At 68.8% G+C, this 19,028-nt stretch carries 13 protein-coding genes, 1 pseudogene and 1 riboswitch; of the genes and pseudogenes, 5 read left to right on the top strand and 9 right to left on the bottom strand.

Annotated features, from left to right (window positions below; translation table 11 throughout):
- Positions 1-709: 709 nt before the first annotated feature.
- From ACOOHF_RS02320 to ACOOHF_RS02295, 6 genes and pseudogenes are all read right to left on the bottom strand, one after another.
- A pseudogene (locus ACOOHF_RS02320) lies at positions 710-1,891 on the bottom strand (IS256 family transposase); the annotation flags it as partial.
- A 93-nt stretch (positions 1,892-1,984) separates the two neighbouring features.
- Complete coding sequence (locus ACOOHF_RS02315) at positions 1,985-2,680, bottom strand: hypothetical protein (RefSeq protein WP_420463210.1); 696 nt, start codon at positions 2,678-2,680, stop codon at positions 1,985-1,987.
- Between the two features lie 116 nt (positions 2,681-2,796).
- Positions 2,797-4,560, bottom strand: coding sequence for a sodium:solute symporter family protein (locus tag ACOOHF_RS02310; RefSeq protein WP_419936337.1), 1,764 nt, complete (start codon positions 4,558-4,560; stop codon positions 2,797-2,799).
- Positions 4,561-4,567: 7 nt separating this feature from the next.
- On the bottom strand, positions 4,568-5,917 hold the full coding sequence (locus ACOOHF_RS02305) for a Gfo/Idh/MocA family protein (RefSeq protein ID WP_419936338.1): 1,350 nt from the start codon (positions 5,915-5,917) through the stop codon (positions 4,568-4,570).
- Positions 5,918-5,988: 71 nt separating this feature from the next.
- The gene (locus tag ACOOHF_RS02300) at positions 5,989-6,702 is read right to left on the bottom strand and encodes a gluconate 2-dehydrogenase subunit 3 family protein (protein WP_420463209.1); all 714 of its coding nucleotides are present in this window, start codon (positions 6,700-6,702) and stop codon (positions 5,989-5,991) included.
- Positions 6,702-8,420: a GMC oxidoreductase gene (locus ACOOHF_RS02295; protein WP_420464321.1), complete on the bottom strand. Its 1,719-nt coding sequence runs from the start codon at positions 8,418-8,420 to the stop codon at positions 6,702-6,704. The genes ACOOHF_RS02300 and ACOOHF_RS02295 overlap by 1 nt, the downstream gene beginning before the upstream one ends.
- Positions 8,421-8,692: 272 nt before the next feature.
- Between ACOOHF_RS02295 and ACOOHF_RS02290 the strand changes: the two genes are divergently transcribed.
- The 3 genes from ACOOHF_RS02290 to ACOOHF_RS02280 are packed head-to-tail and all read left to right on the top strand — an operon-like array spanning position 8,693 to position 12,821.
- A complete protein-coding gene (locus ACOOHF_RS02290) occupies positions 8,693-10,042 on the top strand; it encodes a hypothetical protein (RefSeq protein ID WP_420463208.1) in 1,350 nt (449 codons plus the stop codon).
- Positions 10,043-10,068: 26 nt separating this feature from the next.
- Positions 10,069-11,244, top strand: a complete 1,176-nt coding sequence (locus tag ACOOHF_RS02285; RefSeq protein ID WP_420463207.1) for a P1 family peptidase — start codon at positions 10,069-10,071, stop codon at positions 11,242-11,244.
- Positions 11,244-12,821 carry a VTT domain-containing protein gene (locus ACOOHF_RS02280; RefSeq protein WP_420463206.1) on the top strand — a complete coding sequence of 526 codons (1,578 nt, stop codon included), beginning with the start codon at positions 11,244-11,246 and terminating at the stop codon, positions 12,819-12,821. Before ACOOHF_RS02285 ends, ACOOHF_RS02280 begins: the two co-directional genes overlap by 1 nt.
- A 3-nt stretch (positions 12,822-12,824) precedes the next feature.
- Here ACOOHF_RS02280 and ACOOHF_RS02275 read toward each other — a convergent pair whose 3' ends face one another.
- The gene (locus tag ACOOHF_RS02275; RefSeq protein ID WP_420463205.1) at positions 12,825-14,864 is read right to left on the bottom strand and encodes a TonB-dependent receptor plug domain-containing protein; all 2,040 of its coding nucleotides are present in this window, start codon (positions 14,862-14,864) and stop codon (positions 12,825-12,827) included.
- A 106-nt stretch (positions 14,865-14,970) separates the two neighbouring features.
- A riboswitch (cobalamin riboswitch) is annotated at positions 14,971-15,109 on the bottom strand.
- A gap of 209 nt (positions 15,110-15,318) precedes the next feature.
- Between ACOOHF_RS02275 and ACOOHF_RS02270 the strand changes: the two genes are divergently transcribed.
- On the top strand, positions 15,319-15,558 hold the full coding sequence (locus ACOOHF_RS02270; protein ID WP_420463204.1) for a hypothetical protein: 240 nt from the start codon (positions 15,319-15,321) through the stop codon (positions 15,556-15,558).
- Between the two features lie 24 nt (positions 15,559-15,582).
- Here the strand turns inward: ACOOHF_RS02270 and ilvA are convergent, their stop codons facing one another.
- On the bottom strand, positions 15,583-16,794 hold the full coding sequence (gene ilvA / locus ACOOHF_RS02265; RefSeq protein WP_420463203.1) for a threonine ammonia-lyase: 1,212 nt from the start codon (positions 16,792-16,794) through the stop codon (positions 15,583-15,585).
- Between the two features lie 46 nt (positions 16,795-16,840).
- Entirely contained in the window at positions 16,841-17,893 is a 1,053-nt protein-coding gene (locus ACOOHF_RS02260) for a hypothetical protein (protein WP_420463202.1), read from the bottom strand.
- A gap of 161 nt (positions 17,894-18,054) precedes the next feature.
- On the opposite strand from ACOOHF_RS02260, the gene gmd reads away from it, so the two are divergent.
- On the top strand, positions 18,055-19,023 hold the full coding sequence (gmd, locus tag ACOOHF_RS02255) for a GDP-mannose 4,6-dehydratase (protein WP_419936347.1): 969 nt from the start codon (positions 18,055-18,057) through the stop codon (positions 19,021-19,023).
- Positions 19,024-19,028: the final 5 nt, after the last annotated feature.

Raw genomic sequence — 19,028 nt, 5'->3', positions numbered from 1 at the left:
AGGCAAGCCTTGTCCACCCCGCTGGAAAATAAGTATCTACCACTGGAGCCTCTGAGTCTGTCCAGCTAGTTGGGTTTACAATATCAAGTACCCAAGATCTATATCTATCTGGTCGTACCCAAGACCCAAAACCAAGGATGTGAGCTATTTCGTGTCGCATGGTACTATAATCTCTAGCGCCTATATCCCTATTAGATCCAGGTGAGTATTGATACCCACTACCATAACTAATTTTACCAACTGGTGCATACCTTAACCATCTATATTGTAACAGCGATCCATGTCTTGCTGATACAGCTCCCGGATGTTTATTGATCTTATCTACCATAATTACTATATCAATATCACGGGAAGATGGTATAGCATTAGGATCTAAGTATTCACGGATATCTGGAATTGGTAGATCTGTAGGTGCTAATGCCTTTTCCCAGTATGCAACTGCATGGCTAAAAACCTCCCTAGCGCAAACATTAAAGCTGTCTGGCTGTTGATACTCTAGTTCAATCCGGAATGTTGCATCTGGGCCAGCTCTGTCATATACTACTGGGGGTGCCCAACAGCCTGTGGTGTTATGGAGTGGTATCCTGCTTGTGTTAGGTCCAGTGGTGTCTACATCTGAAGAGCATCCTAGCAATGATAGAAATAACGCTGCTCTTTTCACTATTACACCTCCTCTTGACATGCTCTGAGGATGCAACATCCCCATATCCATTCCTTCGTACACGTCCCGCAGCAAGTGCGGCGCGTTGAGCTTCCTGAACCTCTTCTCGGCCACCAACAGCAGCCTCCAGATCAGCGCGGTGGCGTTGTCGACCCGCTTGAAGCGTTTCGCGGCCGTCGTGCGCAGCCGGACCGAGGCGAACGGGCTCTCCACGACGTTGGTCGTCCTCAGGTACGGCCAGTGCTTCTCCGGATAGTGGTAGAAGGCCGTCATGCGGTCCCAGTCGTCCTCGAGCACGGACACGGCGTTGGGCTGCGTATCCCCATAGCGGGCCCTGAACGCCTTGCGCGCCTCAACCGCCGCCGCCCGCGAGGGCGCGTACGCCGCCGCGCGCAGCATCTCCCTGGCCATCGCCTGCTCCCTTTTCGGCAGCCGGTCCAGCACGTTGGCCGTCTTGTGGTTCCAGCACCGCTGCTCGGCGGTCTCCGGCCACACCTCCCGCGCCGCGCCCCAGATCCCCAAGTTCCCGTCGGCCACCAGAAGCTTCGGCGTCGCCAGCCCCCGAGCCTTCAGATCCCTCAGCACCGCCGCCCACGACGCCGTCGACTCGCGGTAGCCCGGCGTGACCGCCAGCACCTCCTTCGTCCCGTCGCTCATCGCGCCGATGACGACCAGCAGGGCCGCCTTGTCCTTCTCGAGCCCCGCCTTCACGTAGATCCCGTCCGCCCACGCGTACACGAGTTCCCGGTCGCCCAGCGGCCGCCAGCTCCACGCCTCGTGCTCCGCCGTCCACTTCGCCCTGAGCCGCCTCACCGAGGACTTCGACAGCGGCGCCCCCTCGCCCAACAGCCCCCTGAGCGCCAGCTCGAAGTCGCCCTCGGCCAGCCCGTGCAGGTACAGCTCCGGGATCAAGTCGCCCACCTCCCGCGTCCGGCGCGCGAACAGAGGCAGCACCCGGCTCTCGAACCGCTCCTCCAAGCCCCTGACCCGAGGCCGACGCACCTCGATCGTCCCCGAACTCATGGCCAGACGCCTCGGCTTCCCGTACCCGTTCCGGTAGCCCGGCGGCGCGTCCACCGCCGCCCGCCGCTCAGACTTCACCCGGCCCAAGAGCTCCGTCACCTCCTCCTCCAGCGCCGCCTGGATCATGTCCCGCGCCTGCTCCCGCACCCACGCCTCCAGCGTCTCCCACGCTGGCCCGTCGAATCTCTCCCGCGTATCGTTGCCCATGAGGCGACGTCCTTTCTCCGGGTTTGCCCCCGGATCCGCTGTGATTGGTCAGCTGAAAGGTACGTCGCCTCCCTTTTTACACACCTTTTGTTCCTACCTCAGGTAGGTCACGTCATGGGTCATCGAGACCGCGTTGCGCACGAGAACGGCTGAAGCGCGGTCCCGGCCCGACTCGCGGTAGACGCCGAGCCTGAGGTCGTGTATCGAGCCGGACTGTTCTATGCGCTCCGCGCCCGCGTAGAGCAGGTCCACCCCATCCATGGCCTCGAGGCGCGCCGTGCCGGCGCCGACCCCGAGAGACCACCCGCCGGATCCGAGCCTCCGGCCGACGAAGCCACCGGCGTACACATTGCGCGCCGAAACATCGGACAGCCGCTCGGCGCCTCCCGTCCAGAAGCGGCCGTCGGTCCCGGGGTTGTCGATCTCCTGGAGCGCGGCGGTGACGCCTCCGAACCAATTCTCGCCCGCGACCAAGCCGGTGGCCGGAAAGGTGAGGCCGCCTCCACCCCCGTTGGAGATCCCGTAGTAGACGGGAGCGCTGAGGAGCGAGGATTCGGAGAGAAGCGCGCCCTTGGCCGGGTTCGACCATCCGTCGGCGATGGAGTCGTCCACCGCGTAGGTGAGGCCGGCCATCCCGAAGTTCGCCGAAGGCGTCGTCAGGAACTGGTCGCCGGTCGCGACCGGTACGGTGCGGATCGGAATCAGCTGTGCCACCGCCTGTCCGTCGCAGGCGGAGAAAGCCGCCAGGATGGTGCCCGCAACCAAGCGCCTGAGCCGGTTCTCCGTCATCGCTGCCTCCCGGGAGTTGGACCTGCACCTGTCCCATAGACGAACCAGGTGCGCGGTCCGTGACGCGCCGGGACGGCGGTTCGCGGGTGCGCGGGGTTGGCGTTACCCGGCAGGGATCAGTCGAAGCCGACGCGGGGCAGGGTTCGAAACAGGCCCACGCCGGCGGCGACGGCGACGAGGCCGAAACCGATCGCCTGGGCGGTTTGGCCATACAGGGCCATCCCGGTGGCGAAGAGAGCCGCATACACGGTCGCGCAGCCCAGACCCCACGCCGCGACCCCCGCGGCCAGGCTCCCGGGTGTGCCCGGACGGGTGTTCACGGCCTTCCGCCACCCACGGGGGAATGGGCGGATTCGGTCGTAGAACGCCTGGAGTGTCCCGGTCTCCGTGGGCCGGGTGAGGAACGTCACGAGCAGCCACACCGCCGTCGTCACCCCGACGCCGAGCAGCAGCCGGACCGCGGGATCGAGCGCCGGGAGTCCCACCCGCTCGTGGACGAGCGGGAACCAGAGCGCGACGGCCGCTGACACCGCCATGCCCGAGATCTCCGACCACGCGTTCACCCGCCACCAAAACCAGCGGAGGAGGAAGATCAGCCCGCTCCCGGCGTGCAGCAGAAGGATCAACTCGAACGCCTGCTTCGCGCTGTCGAGGAAGAGGGCGAGCGTGGCGGAAAGGGCGATGAGCACCCCTGTGGAGACCCGGCCCACGCGAACGTAGTGGGCCTCGTCACGGTCGCGGGCGACAAACCGGCGGTAGAAATCGTCGACGATGTAGGACGAGCCCCAGTTCAGATGCGTGGAGATGGTCGACATATAGGCCGCCGCGAGGGAGGCGACGACCAGCCCGAGCAGGCCGTGCGGCAGGAAGACGAGCATCGCCGGGTAGGCGAGGTCGTGACCGATGATGCTGGGATCGAGGTTGGGGAAGGCCGCCCCGATCGATTCGAGCGTCGGGTAGACAGCGATCGAGGCGAGGCCGACGAGAATCCACGGCCACGGCCTGAGCGCGTAGTGCGCGATGTTGAACCACAGCGTGGCGCGCATGGCATCGCGCTCGTCCCGGGCCGCGAGCATCCGCTGTGCCGTGTACCCGCCGCCGCCGGGTTCGGCGCCGGGATACCAGCTCGCCCACCACTGCACGGCGATCGGGATGACGAACACCATCGCCGCCGTCCGCCAGTCTGAGAAGTCGGGTAGCATCGACAGGTTGGGCGCGATCCCGGGGTGTGTGACGAGTCCCGCCAGACCTCCGACCGCGGGCTGCGAGAGCGCGTAGTACGCCGCGGCGACGGCCCCCGTCATCGCGATCGCGAACAGCAGGAGATCGGTGACGACGACGCCCCACAGACCGGAAGTGGCCGAGTAGAGGGCGGCCACGGTGCCCGCGACGAGGACGGTCGTGTACTTGTCGGCCCCCAGCAGCACGCCGGCGATCTTGATCGCCGCGAGCGTAACGGTGGCCATGATGACGACGTTGAAGAAGACGCCCAGATAGAGGGCCCGGAACCCGCGCAGGAACGAGGCGGGGCGCCCCGAATAGCGGAGTTCGTAGAAGCCGACATCGGTGAAGACCCCCGATCGTCGCCAGAGTTTGGCGTAGAAGAACGTCGTGCACATCGCGGTGATCAGGAACGCCCACCAGACCCAGTTCCCGCTCACGCCTCCGTTACGGACGAGGTCCGCGACGAGGTTGGGCGTGTCCGTCGAGAAAGTGGTGGCGACCATCGAGGTCCCGAGGAGCCACCAGGGGAGGTTGCGGCCCGCGAGGAAGAACTCGTCCGTGCCCGCGCCGGCGCGGCGGGCGAACCAGAGCCCGACCGCGAGGGCCACGGCGCCGTAGGCTGCGAGGACGATCCAGTCGAGACCGTTCAGCTGCACGAGAGTCCTACCACCCCCAACCCGAACGGTAGTTGGCCTTCACATAGCGCTCGGGGATAGACACGCCGTCGAGGATTTCGCCCGTGTCGGGGTCGATGCGGACCTCCCGACCGCTGCGCACGGAGAGATTGCCGAACAGCACCATCTCGGTGAGCGGTCCCGCGTGCTCGACGAAGTTCGACCCGGCGGGCGGGCCGTCCTTGCAGGCGGCCGCGAACTCCGCGTACACCCCGTCCGTCCGTGGGTACTTCTCCGCCGGCGGGTTGGCCCGGATCTCCGCATCCCGAGCGGCGTCCAGGAGCCGCGGGTTCTCGCCGTAGATGCCTGCGAACAGCGTGCCATCGGTCCCGATCCACAGCTGCCCGCTCGCCTCGAACGGCCACCTTGCGTCGTCCGGCACTTCCTCCGGCCGCGGCGGCGAGAGGTTGCCATCACGCCACACGACCCTCACGGCGGGTCGGTCGCCACGCGCCGGAAAATCGTATTCGATCCGCGAGGCGGCCGGCGCCGTCTCGGGGAAGAGCGGCGTCGATTCCGCGGAGATCCGCTCGGGCGTCCCGAGGTCGAAGGTCCAGAATGCGGCGTCCATGGCGTGACACGCGATGTCGCCCAGCGCGCCGGTCCCGAAGTCCCACCAGCCGCGCCAGTTGAACGGGGCATACGCAGGATGATAGGGACGGTCGGCGGCGGGGCCGAGCCAGAGATCCCAATCCAGCGTCGGGGGCGCGTGGTGGGCTTCCGTCGGCCGGCGAATGGCCTGCGGCCAGATCGGGCGGTTGGTCCAGTACTCGACCCTCCGGATCTCCCCGATGGCTCCCGCCTCGTACCATTCGCGGACTTGGCGCGTACCGTCCTGGGCGTGGCCCTGGTTCCCCATCTGGGTCGCGACCCCCGCCCGCTCGGCGGCCGCCATCAACTGGCGCACCTCCCAGATGGTCGTCGCGAGAGGCTTCTGGATGCGGGTCGGCTTCCCCAGCGAGAGCGACAGCATGCCCGCCGCGGTATGCGTATGGTCCGGGGTCGAGATCACGACGGCGTCGATGTTCTCGGCCTCTTCCCAGAGCATGGTTCGGAAGTCGCGGTACCGCTTCGCGCGCGGGAAGGCGCTCCAGGAGCCGGACGCCTGCCGCTCGTCGACATCGCAGAGGGCGTAGATGTTCTCGCCGACACCCGCCATCCCCCGAACATCACCGCCGCCCATGCCGCCCACGCCGATGTGCGCGACGTTCAACGTGTCGCTGGGTGCGCGATGACGGGGGCCACCGAGGACGTGGCGGGGAACGATGGACAGACCGAGGCCGGCCGTACCCGACGCCCGAACGAAGTCACGCCGCGAGAAGTTGGTTTTCGACGTCATGCTGCGCCTCCGGGGAAACCTTTGTGCGGGGGAACCTGGCAAACTACTGAATGGTCTCGCGCCGACGATGGCTAGGCCAGACCCAGGCGTTCGAGGACCTCAGGGGGCGGGCCGTCGAAGCGGGGCATGGGGCGGTTGCCCACGAAGCCGAGGTCGGCCATCCCCTCCGCCGTGGTCCAGAACGCGGTCGACGTGAGGTCGCGAACGCGATCGAAGAAACGGGCCGCGACCCGGTATTCCGGGGCCGCGTTCTCCACCCAGCAGATGTCGTCGCAGATCGCGTGCTTCTGCGCGAGCGCGAGGTCGGTGAAGCGCCCGCCGAAGCGCTCGGACGACTCGATGTCCAGCCACACCAGGCCGCCCCGCACGAGCGTCAGATCGTTTCGGTTCCCGTCGTACGGCGCGCTCACCCATTCGTCGATGAAGGCGTGGGCTCCGAGCGCGGCCGCGCCCGGCGAATGTTCGTCCTCGGGGATAGTGACGTCGCAGAGGGCGGCGAGCGTCGCGAGTTCGTCCTCCGTCAGGGCGAGATCCCACCACACCACGGGCGAGACGAGATCCGGGTCCGTGGGCGTGCCAGCCGCCCGGGGGTTGCCCCCGCTCGTGGCGCCGGGCAGCGCGGCGGCGTCCTCCGCGCCGGGCGTTCCGGCCTCGCGCCCGTCCACACACGCCGCGGCGGGGAGCGCGGCCGCCCCCGCCGCCCCCGCGGCCAGCACCTGAAGCGCCCGGCGGCGGGTCAGCCCCCCGGTCGCGTCCCGGTCTCGCTCGTCCACGTGTCCGGCCATCAGAGGCTTCCCCGCCGGAGTTGGTCCACGAGGTACTCCGAGGACCTCCACGCGACCGCCATGATCGAGAGCGTCGGGTTCTTGTCCGCGTTGGAGACGAACGGCCCGCCGTCCATCACGAACAGGTTGGGAACCTCCCACGCCTGGCAGTACTGGTTCAGCACGGAATTCTCCGGCCGGTCTCCCATGCGGACCCCGCCCACCTCGTGAATGATCTGTCCGGGCGCCGCGATGGCGCGGGCCCCGTCGGTCTGCACGGTCGACAGCACTCGCCCGCCCATCTCCTCGATGATCCCGGCGAAGGTCCGCTGCATGTGCAGGGCCTGGCCGAGTTCGTGGTCCGACCACTTCCAGTGGAACCGGAGGACGGGGATGCCCCACTGATCGACGACATCGGGATCGATCTCGCAGTAGCTGTCCTCGTTGGGGATCATCTCCCCGCGGCCGTCGAAGTTCATGAACGACCCGTAGTAGCGACGGCACTCCTCCTTGAAGCGCTGACCATAGGCGCCCTCCGTGAGCGGCTCGATGCCGCTGAAGGCGCCGTAACCCGGCATCCTCTGCCCTCCGCCGAACTCGATGTGGTAGCCGCGGGCAAAATCGAGGCGTCCGGCGTCCTGCTCGCCGTAGAGCCACCACGGCATGTACATGTGCATGGCCGAGGCGCCTTCCTCGGCGTGGCGAGGCAGGTTCTCGAGCGCCGGGATCTGCCCGGAGACGCCCGCGCCCACCGTGTCCATCACGTACTTGCCGACGAGCCCGCTCCCGTTGGCGAGGCCATCGGGGAAGAGGGAGGTGCGGGAGTTGAGGAGAATCCGCGCCGACTCGCAGGCGCTGGCGGCGAGTACAACCACGGGTGCCGAGACGTGCCGGTCGGCGCGCAGCTTCTTGTCGATGTAGTGGACGCCCGTGGCCCGGCCTCGCTCATCGATCGTCACCTCGCGCACCATCGCGTCGGTGATCGTCGTGAGGTTGCCGGTCGCCTGCGCCGGCGGCAGGCACACCGTCGTCGACTGGAAGTTGGCCTTGATCGAGCAGCCGCGCCCGCACGGGGTCGCCCAGTAGCAGGCCGCCCGGCTTCGCATGGAGTCGCGCGTCACCCGGCGAGCGGTCGCGTTGTTCGGCCACAGCATGCTCGACAGCCGGTCCGCGTCCTGCTGCTGCGTGAGGATCGCGAGGTGCGCGGGGATGACGGGGATCCCGAGGCCGTCGCAGGTCTTCTTCGTGAGCAGTTCGTAGGCGCGCGGCGCGGGCGCGGGCTGGAGGATCCCGTCGGAGGAGTCGGGCGTATTCTCGAGTCCCTCGTTGGAGCCGTAGACGCCGACCAGCGCCTCGGTGCGGTCGTACCACGGCGAGAGGTCCTCGTACGTCATCGGCCAGTCGAACCCGAGCCCGTCCCGGCTGTAGGGCTTGAAGTCGTAGGGGCCCATGCGGAGGGAGATCCGGCCCCAGTGGTTCGTCCGCCCTCCCAGCATGCGCGACCGCCACCACATGAAGTTCACGCCCTCGGCGCTGGTGTACGGCTCTCCGGGCACGCGCCAGCCGCCGTCGACCGTCGCGTCATAGAAGCCGAACGGTTTGTCGGCGGTCCCCGCGGCCCGCAGCGGCGCGTCCGCGGGGGTCTGGAACATCGGGGTCTCCGACACGGGATCGTAGTCCCGTCCCGCTTCGAGGAGCAGTACGCGGACGCCGTGACACGCGAGTACGTAGGCGGCCATGCCGCCCCCGGCGCCGGAGCCCACGATGATCACATCGTGCGCGCCGCTGCTCTGTCGGGTCAACGTCGCCGCGCCGCGGGGCGTTCCGATGGTGCGATGGGCTGAGGACATGCGCGACGATGGGCGCGAGGGCCACCGGCGGTCAATCCCCCGGGACGGCAATCGCGACGCCCGACGGATCGTTGCGCGCCTCGCCTTGCCGCGCCCGACGAGGCGGCGAACCTTCAGCCGGTCCACCATGGGAACTCCATGGGAACTTCAGGGGAGGCGAGATGCACAGACGAGCCGCTGCGCGAGCGCTGGCGGTCCTGGCGCTGACGTTGATCGCGGCCCGGCCGGTCGCGGCGCAGACGTTGACCGAACTCCTGTCGGACCTGTTCGTGTTCGGCGAGTGCGGCGTCTCCCTCTGCATGGACCCGGCGGCCATGTCGGCCGGAGAGACGGGTGCCACGCACGCCGTCCACTTCCGGCGCAACCTCGTGCCGCGCAACGACGCGCTGCTCCTCTTCCTCGGGGACGGGATCGCCGGGATCGTCCGCGGCCTTCCACGGACTCCCATGGCGGCGGGGCGCATCTGGTCCGACGGTGAACGCAGCGCCTCGCTGGGGCCGGTCTTCGCCGAGCGGGCCGAGACGCTCGGGATGGGCCGCTTCTTCATGGGTCTCGAGGCGACCGCCTTTCAGACCACGAACTTCGGGGGGGCGCCGACCGACGCCCTCCTCCTCAACTTCTTCCACCATGACACCAGCCCCGCTCTGGGCCGGAATCCGGGGCTCGGGGTGCCCGCGTTCGAGCGGGACGTACTCCAGGTGCGCACGAACCTTGCCGTGGACTACGTCGTCGCGACCGGCGTCGTGAGCGCCGGGCTGACGCCGTTCATGGATGTCGGCTTCGTCATTCCGGTCGTGCGGGCGAGGCTGGAGGGCACGGCCGATGCCCGGATCCTTCCGTTCGACCCGTCCTCCTCGCACCGGTTCGGTGGAAGCGAGGCGGTCCCGGTCCTCCAGGCGCGCAAGTCGGTGAGGGGTTCGGCGATGGGTGTCGGCGACATCACGGCCCGGGTCAAGGTGAACCTCTCCGGGGGGACCGAGGTGGGCGTCGCGCCGCCCGAACTCGGGATCGCCCTGCTGGCCGACTACACCTTCCCGACCGGGCAGGAAGAAGACCTGCTCGGCACGGGCGAAGGCCGCGGGCGCGCGCTGGCGGTCATCACCCGGAGGTGGGGCGACTTTTCTTCCCACGTGAACGGGGGATATCTCCTGCGGGAGCAGAGTGCGCGCGAGGGGAACTTCGACCGCGACGCGGTGCTCGGTTCGGTCGGCTTCGACGTCAGGGTGACGGACGAGGTCACCGTGGCCGCGGAGATGATCACGCAATTGGAACTGGCCGATCCGGACCCCCCGCTGCCCGGTCCCGTCACCTTCGTGGGCGCCGCACCCCTCACCGTCGAGGCGTCGTCCATCCCGGAGCCGGGTCGCTACCTCCTGGACCTCGCCATGGGGATCAGGTATCAGGTCCGCAACGACATGGTCCTGGTCGCGAGCGCCCTTCTCCCGATCCAGGGCTTCGGTCTGCGGCCGGACGCCATATTCACCCTCGGGCTTCAGGGCACGTTCAGATAGCGCAGTTCCCTCACGCGGAGATGCCCATGCGTTTCTCGTTACTCCTGCTCGTTGCCGCGAGCCTTGCCGGGAGTCCGCTCGTCGCCCAGGAGGCGCCGAGGGCCCGGGATCTCGGGATCCCCTTTCCCGGCGACCCCGGCAGCCTGAATGCGATCACGGATGTAGCCGGCGTCCGGGTCGGGCACACGACGATCATCGAAGGCGAAGGCGAACTCGTCGTCGGCGAGGGCCCGGTGCGCACCGGAGTCACGGCCGTGATCCCTCGCACCGGGGGATACGAGCCGGTCTTCGCCGGCTGGTACTCGCTGAACGGAAACGGGGAGATGACGGGGACGACCTGGGTCGAGGAATCGGGCTTCCTCGAAGGTCCGGTCATGATCACGAACACGCACAGCGTGGGAAACGTGCACGCCGCGACCATTGAGTGGTCGCGGGACGCGGAGGCGAACCACCCCATCGCGCCCGGCATCTGGTGGAGCCTCCCCGTGGTGGCCGAGACGTGGGATGGGCGTCTCAACGACATCAACGGCTTCCACGTGAGGAAGGAGCATGTCTTCGCCGCGATCGAGAGCGCGTCGTCCGGCCCCGTCAGCGAAGGCTCGGTGGGGGGCGGGACCGGGATGGTGTGCAACTCGTTCAAGGGCGGGATCGGGACCTCCTCCCGGCTCGTGGACGACTACACGGTCGGCGTCCTCGTGCAGTGCAACTACGGTCGCCGTCCCGAACTGCTGATCGCCGGCGTGCCGGTGGGGCAGGAACTCCTCGATTGGACCCCGGCGGGTGGCGCCGGAGGATCGGCGGGCGGGTCCGAATTCGACGGCCTCGGCTCGATCATCGTCGTCGTCGCTACCGACGCACCGCTGCTGCCGCACCAGCTCAAGCGCCTGGCGCGGCGCCCCCCGATCGGGATCGGGCGCATGGGCGGGTACGGGTCCAACAGCTCCGGCGACATCTTCATCGCCTTCTCGACGGCCAACAGCGGGGCATGGAACCGGGGTGGGAACTCGACGGTAGAGATGATGTCGAACGACGCCATATCGCCGCTCCTCCTCGCGACGGCCCAGGCCACGGAGGAGGCGATCACGAACGCGATGGTCGCGGCCCGCACGATGGTGGGCCGCGACGGGAACATGGTCCCGGGGCTGCCGCACGACGAGGTGCGGCGGATCCTCGCGGCCCACAACCGACTGGAGAGCCGCTGATGGCTTTCGGGCGCAAGATGACGCGAACTTTCGGCCCCGTGGCCGCGGCCCTGCTGGGCGCCGCGGCGCTGGCGGCGGCGACGTGCACGGCGCCATCGGCCCAGCGCGCGACGGGCGCCGTGGCGGAGGCCGTCGAACGGGCGCTGGACAGCGGGGCGGGGAGCTTCGACCACTCCGCCTGGGACGGTCTCCTGCGCGATGGCACGAGCGGCGGGCTCGTCGACTACGCGGCCATGTCCGCGCGGCGCGCCGAACTCGATGCCTATCTGGCTCGGGTGGCGGAGGCCGACCTCGGCGCCCTCGAGCGCGCCGAACTCATGGCCTTCCTCATCAACGCCTACAACGCGCTCACTGTGGTGGCCATCCTCGATCACCCGGGGGTCGCGTCGATCCGGGAGATCGACGGGGTGTGGACGGACCTCGAGTGGACGGTGGGCGGTCAGTCTCTGACACTCGACAACATCGAACACAACGTCCTCCGCCCGTTCTTCCGCGACCCCCGGATCCACTTCGCGGTGAACTGCGCTTCGCTCTCCTGCGCGCCGCTCCCGCGCTGGGCCCTCAGCGGAGCCGATCTCGAAGCTCAGCTCGAGGAACGCTCCCGGGCGTTTCTCACCGACCCCGCCAACGTGTCGCTCGAGGGCGGCCGGCTGCGGCTGTCGCGGTACTTCGACTGGTACGGGTCCGATTTCACGGCGTCCGGCTGGGCGCCGAGGGCGGAGTCCATCCCCGCCTTCATCGCCCGCTACGCCGCCGACGAGGTGCGGGCGGCGGTCGAGGAAGATCCCGGGATCGCGTTCGACTTCGCCGACTACGACTGGTCGCTGAACACGGTAGACGCGCTCTCGACCGACGGGGGGCGGGGGTCCGTCGCACCTGACCTCGTCGTGGCTTCGCTCGTCCCGCAGGCGGATTCGGAGGAGCTGGGTTTCCTGGCGCGGCTCGTCACCTGGCTTCGGGAGACCGCCGCGGCACTGGGGTGGCTGGGTCCCTTCTTCTACGGACTCGTGTATGCGCTGTTGGCCCTGCTCTTCGTTCCGGGCTCCGCGCTCACCATCGCGGCGGGCCTCACATTCGGACTGGGGTTGGGCGCGCTCACCGTGTTCGTGGCTGCGAACGTCGCCGCCGCGCTCTCCTTCCTGATCGCCCGCTACGTGCTTCGAGATCGCGTGGAGAAGCTGCTCGCCGGCCGCCCCGCGCTACGGGCGATCGATCGCGCGGTGGAAACACAGGGCTGGCGGATCGTCTTCCTGACCCGCCTCTCCCCGGTGTTTCCGTTCAGCGCGCAGAACTACTTCTACGGCCTCACCGGCGCGACGTTCTACCAGTACGTCGCGGCTTCTCTGGTCGGCATGCTCCCCGGGACGCTCCTCTACGTCTACATCGGGGCGGCCGGGGCGGAAGTGGCGGAGGCTTCCGGCGGCGCCGCGAGCTGGGGGCAGACGGCCCTGCTCGTGGCGGGGCTGCTCGCGACGGCCGCCGTGGTCATCCTCGTCACGCGCGTCGCCCGCCGCGAACTGGAGAAGGCCCTCGCGGAGGTGGAGACCGAGACCGCCCCCGACTCGCCCCGACCGTAGCGGCTACCCGCCAAGGACGACGCGGCCGCCCACGTAGAGCCCGCGGCCGGGCGCCGCGAACCCCCACACCTCCTCGTACGCGGAATCGAGCAGGTTCTCGGCGCGTACCGTCAGCGTGAGCCCCGGACGTCCACCGCCCCCGGCGATGTCGAAACTGGCCGAAAGGTCGAGCACCGTGTACGCGGAGAGGGTCACGGGGTCCGCGGGGAAGGTCGAGAAGTCGCGGTCCTCCCGCTCCCCCACGCGCCGCAGGCCCAGGTCCACGCTCACCCGCGAGGAGACCCGGTAGAACGCCGTCGCGGCGATCGTATGCTTCGGCCGTCGGAGTAGCGCCGCCCCCGCGACGAACGTCGCCCCCGGCCCCTCGTCGAAGCCCGCGTCCTGTACCTGCGTGTCCAGGTACGTGTAGCTGCCCGTGAGCCGCAGCCGGCTGGCCTCGACGCTCGCCTCGGCCTCCAGCCCCTGGCTACGGGCATTCGCCACGTTGAAGAAGTTCGGGTCTCCCTGGGCGGGCGGTGAGCCCGTGTACTGGATCAGGTCCCGGTAGCTCTGGCGGAACCCGGTCAGCGACAGCGTCGCCCCGCCGCCGAATTCCTGGTCGACGCCGCCCTCGAAGCTGGTGGAGCGCTCCGGCGTGAGGTCGGGGTTACCGGTCGTGAAGCCCGTGGCGAAGGTCTCGAGGAAGGTCGGCTCCTTGATCCCGGTCCCGGCCGAGACCCGCAGGCGCGTCCCCGACGAGGCGGAGTGCCAGGCCGCCCCCGTCCGCCATGTGGCCGCGGCCCCGAACCGCTCGTCGTCCTCGGCCCGGAGCCCGGCGTTCAGCGCCAGAGCGTCACGCACCCACGAAAGTTGCGCGTGGAAGGCGCGGTTCCACCAGTCGTTCCCGGAACTCCCGGAACTCTCCCCGAACTGGGAGAAGGACTGGTTGAAGCCGCGCACCGCCTGCCGCTCCTCCTCGTAGCCCGCGGTCAGCACGGTCCCCGCCGAGGTGCGCCACACGACGCCGCCCCCGGCCGTCACCCGCCGCGTGTCGGTCAGGCTCTTGAAGCCGAAGAAGCCGAGGCTGTCCGCCGGGCTGTCCGGCTGGTCGTCCGTGCCGCTGTCCGCTTCCCACACGTTGACGAAGAGCCGCGTCTCGAGCGCATCCGTCCAGCGGCGCCCCGCGTCGATGTTGACGGTGAGCGCGTCGCCGAACGAGTACGCGTTGCGGTCCACCACCGCGCCCGTGCCGTCCGTGGGATAATGGAAACGAGAGTCGTTGTAGCGCATGGCGAGCGTCGCGTCGGTATCGGCGTCCAGATAGCCCTGGACGCGTCCCGAGGCCGTCGTCTGCCGGTACTCGTTGTTGAAGGCGAGGATCCCGTCCGTGGTGTTCCCACCCAGGGAGAACGCGTAGGAGAGCCCGCCGGTGCCGCCGGAGAGGTCGCCCTGCCACCGGCTCGTCCCGAAGCTCCCGCCCTGGAAGGAAAGGCTCCCGCGGGGTCGGCCCTCGCCGCGCCGCGTGAAGACCTGAATCACGCCGCTCACCGCGTCGGAGCCGTAAAGCGCGGAAGCGGGCCCCCTGACGATCTCGATCCGCTCCACGTTGTCGGTGGTCAGGGAGGAGAAGTCGAACGACCCTCCGGGCTGGTTCACGCGCACGCCGTCCACGAGCACTTGGACATAGTCCGACTCGCCGCCGCGCAGGAACAGGGAGGTGATGGCGCCGAACGATCCGTTGCGGGCGACCATCAGTCCCGAGGCGAAGCGGAGGGCGTCGGCCACGTACTCGATCCCGGCGCGTTCGAGTTCCTCCCCTTCGATGACGGTCGTGTTGGCGGCCACCGTCCACTCGGGTTCGGCCCAGCGGTAGGCGGTGACGACGAGCCCTTCGAGGCTGACCGGCTCCTGCGCGCAAAGCGGCGAGACCCCCGAAACGGCGCAAGCCGCCGCGGCTACAGCGACGCCGATGGCCGACCGGCGGATGGCGTGGGCGAGTCCGCGAGAGTGGCGCCCGCGCGCCGGATTCACGGGAAAAGGGCGTGAAGCTGAAGCGTGTCGCATTTCGGCTCTCCCTTCCCGCGGAAAAGAGGAGGGAGATGCCGGCGTCGGTGCCCGGAAAACGACCCCTCACCTCCCCGCGGAGGTGTGTTGTGGGCGCCGGATGGGCACGTCTCCTGGCTCGAGGCCGCCCTGACTCGCCTTCCCGGGACCTCGCAGATCCCAGTGGCAATTCGAGTTGGCGTTCCGGGAACTTCCCGGACCTCTCACAGTGGCGGGGCCGCGCCGGACTTGCACCGGCTTCCGTAAGCCCCTCCGGCCGAATCATGTCGCGATCAGACGATGCGCTGGCCGCCCCCGCCGGTCAACTCTCGAGAAATACGCGCAAGATGTGATTGACACCGTCCTCAAGGCGTGGGTCGATCTGGCTCCGCTCGTGGACGATGACGCGCCGTTCATGGGGGCGGGTAACTCTACGACGGGTTAGGTTGAGGGCACACGGGTGCGGCTCGAGGAGGTGACGGGCGAGATGACGGCTGAGAGTTGGACGGTCATTGCGGCGACGATTGCGCTGGCCGCCGTAATTCTGCCGGGGCAATACGCGATCCGGCGGGATTTGACGTCGCTGACGAGGGAGGTCGGTGATCTCCGGGAGCGCATGGGATTGGAAATCGGCGATGTCAAGGAGCGTCTGGCCCGCATGGAAGGGCTGTTCGAGGGATTCGTTCGTCGGCGGGAGGACCCGAAGACCGCCTGACCCTTGGGGAGCGCCCGGCCGGCGTCAGGACAGCTCGTCCACCCGGTGGCCGAGTTCGCGGAGCCGGGCCACAATCGTCGCGACGTGCTCGGGGCCGCGCGTCTCGATCGTGAGTTCGATCCCTACCTTGCCCACCGAGATGTCCCCGAAGGCGCGCGTGTGTTCGATGTGGAGGACGTTCGCGCCCTCGATCGCGACGAGGGCCGTCACCTCGTTCAGGTAGCCGGGTCGGTCGCGGACCACGACCGTGAGGCGGGCGAGGCGGCCATCGGCCCAGAGCGCACGGTCGATGACCTGGGACACCAGGTTCATGTCGATGTTGCCGCCCGACAGGATACAGACGGTGACGTCGGACGGACGGAGGTCGACCTTCCCCTCGAGCACCGCCGCCACGGACACTGCCCCTCCGCCCTCGACCACCACCTTCTCCGATTCGAGCAGGAAAAAGATCGCGCGGGTGATCTGCTCCTCGTCGATGAGGACGACGTCATCGACGAGCGCCTGGATGTGAGGGAAGGTGAGGTCGCCGATCCTCTTGACCGCGATCCCGTCGGCGAGCGTGTCGGAGCGCTCGAGGTGAACGGGTTCTCCCGCCGCCAGCGACTCACGGGCCCCGGGTGACGCGGCGGCCTCCGCGCCGATCACCCGCACGCCGGGCCGGCGCGCCTTCACGGCGGTCGCGATGCCGGAGATCATGCCCCCGCCCCCGATCGGGACGATGACCGTCGTGAGGTCAGGCACCTGCTCGAGGATCTCCAACCCGATCGTGCCCTGGCCGGCCATCACGTCGAGGTCGTCGAAGGGGTGAACCGGCGTCAACCCTCCCTCGGAGGCCAGGCGGTCGACGAGCGCCATCCCATCGGACACGGTCTCGCCCGTCTGGATGACCCGGGCGTCGTAGCCGCGCGTGTTCGCAACCTTGACCAGGGGCGCGTGGTCGGGCATCACGATCGTGCAGGAGATCCCCAGCCGGGCGGCGTGGTAGGCGAGCGCCTGGGCGTGATTCCCGGCGCTGGCCGCCACGACCCCGGCCTCCTGCGCCGCAGGGTCGAGGCGCAGGAGCTTGTTGAGCGAGCCGCGGGCCTTGAACGAACCGGTCCGCTGCCGGAACTCGGCCTTGAGGTGGAACCGGCCGCTGGCCCGCGCCGCGAGGGCGAAGGACGGCGGACACTCGGTCTCCACGACGCCGGAACGGATACGTTCGCGCGCGGCGACGATGTCTTCGTAGGAGAGCATGGAGATCAAGACCCGGATACCGGTGGCGGGGTTCCGTGGCGGTCCCTCACGACGCGAGTCTGCGCAGGCGGGCGATCGCGTCGTCGGCGTCGAGGCGGGTGAGGTCGATCGCGTGTCCGTCCGCGCCCCCCTCCTCCAGCCAGCGGCCGACCATCGCGCTGGGCACGGATTCTCGCGGCGAAAGCACGACCGGCGCCCGCAACTCGGCCACGCGCACCGCGTAGCACGCGTCCTCGACGGCCTCCTGCCACACGCCGTCGACCCACGTCACGCGCCGCCGCCGGAGCACCTGGCCGCGCGCCACCGGCTGGAGCGTCCGGTGCGTGTCGTCGACCCCGGGGAGCACGATCAACCACGAGTGCGGCTCCACCTCCGGTTCCAGTGCGAACCGAAGGTTCTCGAGTTCCTCCAGCCAGTCGAGCCGCAACTGGGCTTCGGCGGCCCGCTCGAACTCCAGCCTCTCCGAGGCGGCGTCGCGTGCGGCGGTGAAGCGGTCCATGAGGTTCCACGCGAACTCGCGGTCCACCAGCAGGCGGCCCGCCGCACCCGCCTGCCGGCGGTACGCGTTGAGTCCCACGCGGCGCGCGCACGGGGCGCTGCAGAGTCCCATGTCGAACTGCATGCAGGGGCTCCGGCCCAGGTCGGGGCGGACCGGTTCGGCGCAGTTCCGCAGCCGGAAGACCTTCTCGACGAGACGGCGAATGCGTTCGGGCAACTGCCGGCTCCAGAAGGGGCCGACGTACCGGGCCCCGGCGCGGCGCGGGCGACGGACCACCCGCAACCGGGGGAAGGGCTCGTTCCAGTGCAGTTCGAGGTACCAGCCGGCGCCGCGGCGCTTGAGGGCCTTGTTGTAGGGCGGGCGCTGGCCGAGGATCCGTTCCGCCTCCACCAGGCGCGCCTCGAGGTCGCTCCCCGTGGGATGCGCTTCGACGCCCCGGGCGATCCGCAGCATCTCGGCGAGCCGCTCGTTCGAGGGGCCGCCGGAGTAGAAATATCCGCGCACGCGTCGCCGCAGGTTGACGCTCTTGCCCACGTACAGCGGGTGGCCGTACGCGTCCACGAACACGTACACGCCGGGGCTCGCCGGGAGATCGGGCACCCATTCCGGGACCGGCGTGGCGCGGGGAATCGCGAAGCCTCCTCTCCCTCCGAGACCTGATTGCCAGCGGGGGCGGGAATGTCTGCTTCGGGTTGTATTCGGTCAAGTCCCGACGAGAGTCTCGATTTGGCCGGGGCGGGGCGGCCGCGCATATTCGCGGCATGATCGCACTCATCACGGGAATCACGGGACAGGACGGCTCCTATCTCGCGGAGGCGCTACTCGAGAAGGGGTACGAGGTGCACGGCGTCGTCCGTCGCTCCTCCGTGGAGAAGTTCGACCGGATCTCGCACCTCAAGGATCGGGTCACGCTGCACCAGGCGGACCTGCTCGACCAGCTGTCGCTCATCCGCGTGTTCGAACGGGTCGGCCCCCGCGAAGTGTACAACCTCGCCGCACAGTCGTTCGTCCCCACCTCCTGGGAGCAGCCGCTGCTCACGGGAGAGTTCACGGCGCTGGGCGTCGCGCGCATGCTGGAGGGGATCCGGGCGGTCGATGACACGATCCGCTTCTACCAGGCCTCGTCCTCGGAGATGTTCGGGAAGGTGCGCGAGACGCCGCAGACCGAGGACACGCCGTTCTATCCCCGCAGCCCGTACGGCGTCGCTAAGGTGTACGGACACTTCATCACGGTGAACTACCGGGAGAGTTACGACCTGTTCGCGGCGAGCGGAATCCTCTTCAACCACGAGAGTCCCCGGCGGGGGCGGGAGTTCGTCACGCGAAAGGTGAGCTGGGAGGCGGCGCGCATCCACCACGGGCTCGCCGACCGGCTCCCGATCGGGAATCTGGCGGCGGAGCGGGACTGGGGGTTCGCGGGCGACTACGTCGAGGCGATGTGGCGCATGCTGCAGGCGGAGACGCCGGAGGACTACGTGATCGGGACCGGCGTGACGCACTCCGTCCAGCGGGTGATCGAGATCGCCTTCGATGAGATCGGGCGCGACTGGCGCGACCACGTGGAGCAGGACCCCGCGCTCCTCCGGCCGGCCGAGGTCGAACGGCTCTGCGCCGATCCGTCGAAGGCGCGCCGACAGCTGGGCTGGCGCCCGCGCATGTCGTTCGAGGAGTTGATCCGCCTCATGGTCCGCGCCGACATCGAACGCGTCGGGAGGGGAACGACGGCCTGAGCCTG

The sequence above is a fragment of the Candidatus Palauibacter sp. genome (assembly GCF_965216145.1).
Classification (GTDB): Bacteria; Gemmatimonadota; Gemmatimonadetes; order Palauibacterales; family Palauibacteraceae; genus Palauibacter.
This window is presented reverse-complemented; position numbering and strand designations above follow the sequence as displayed.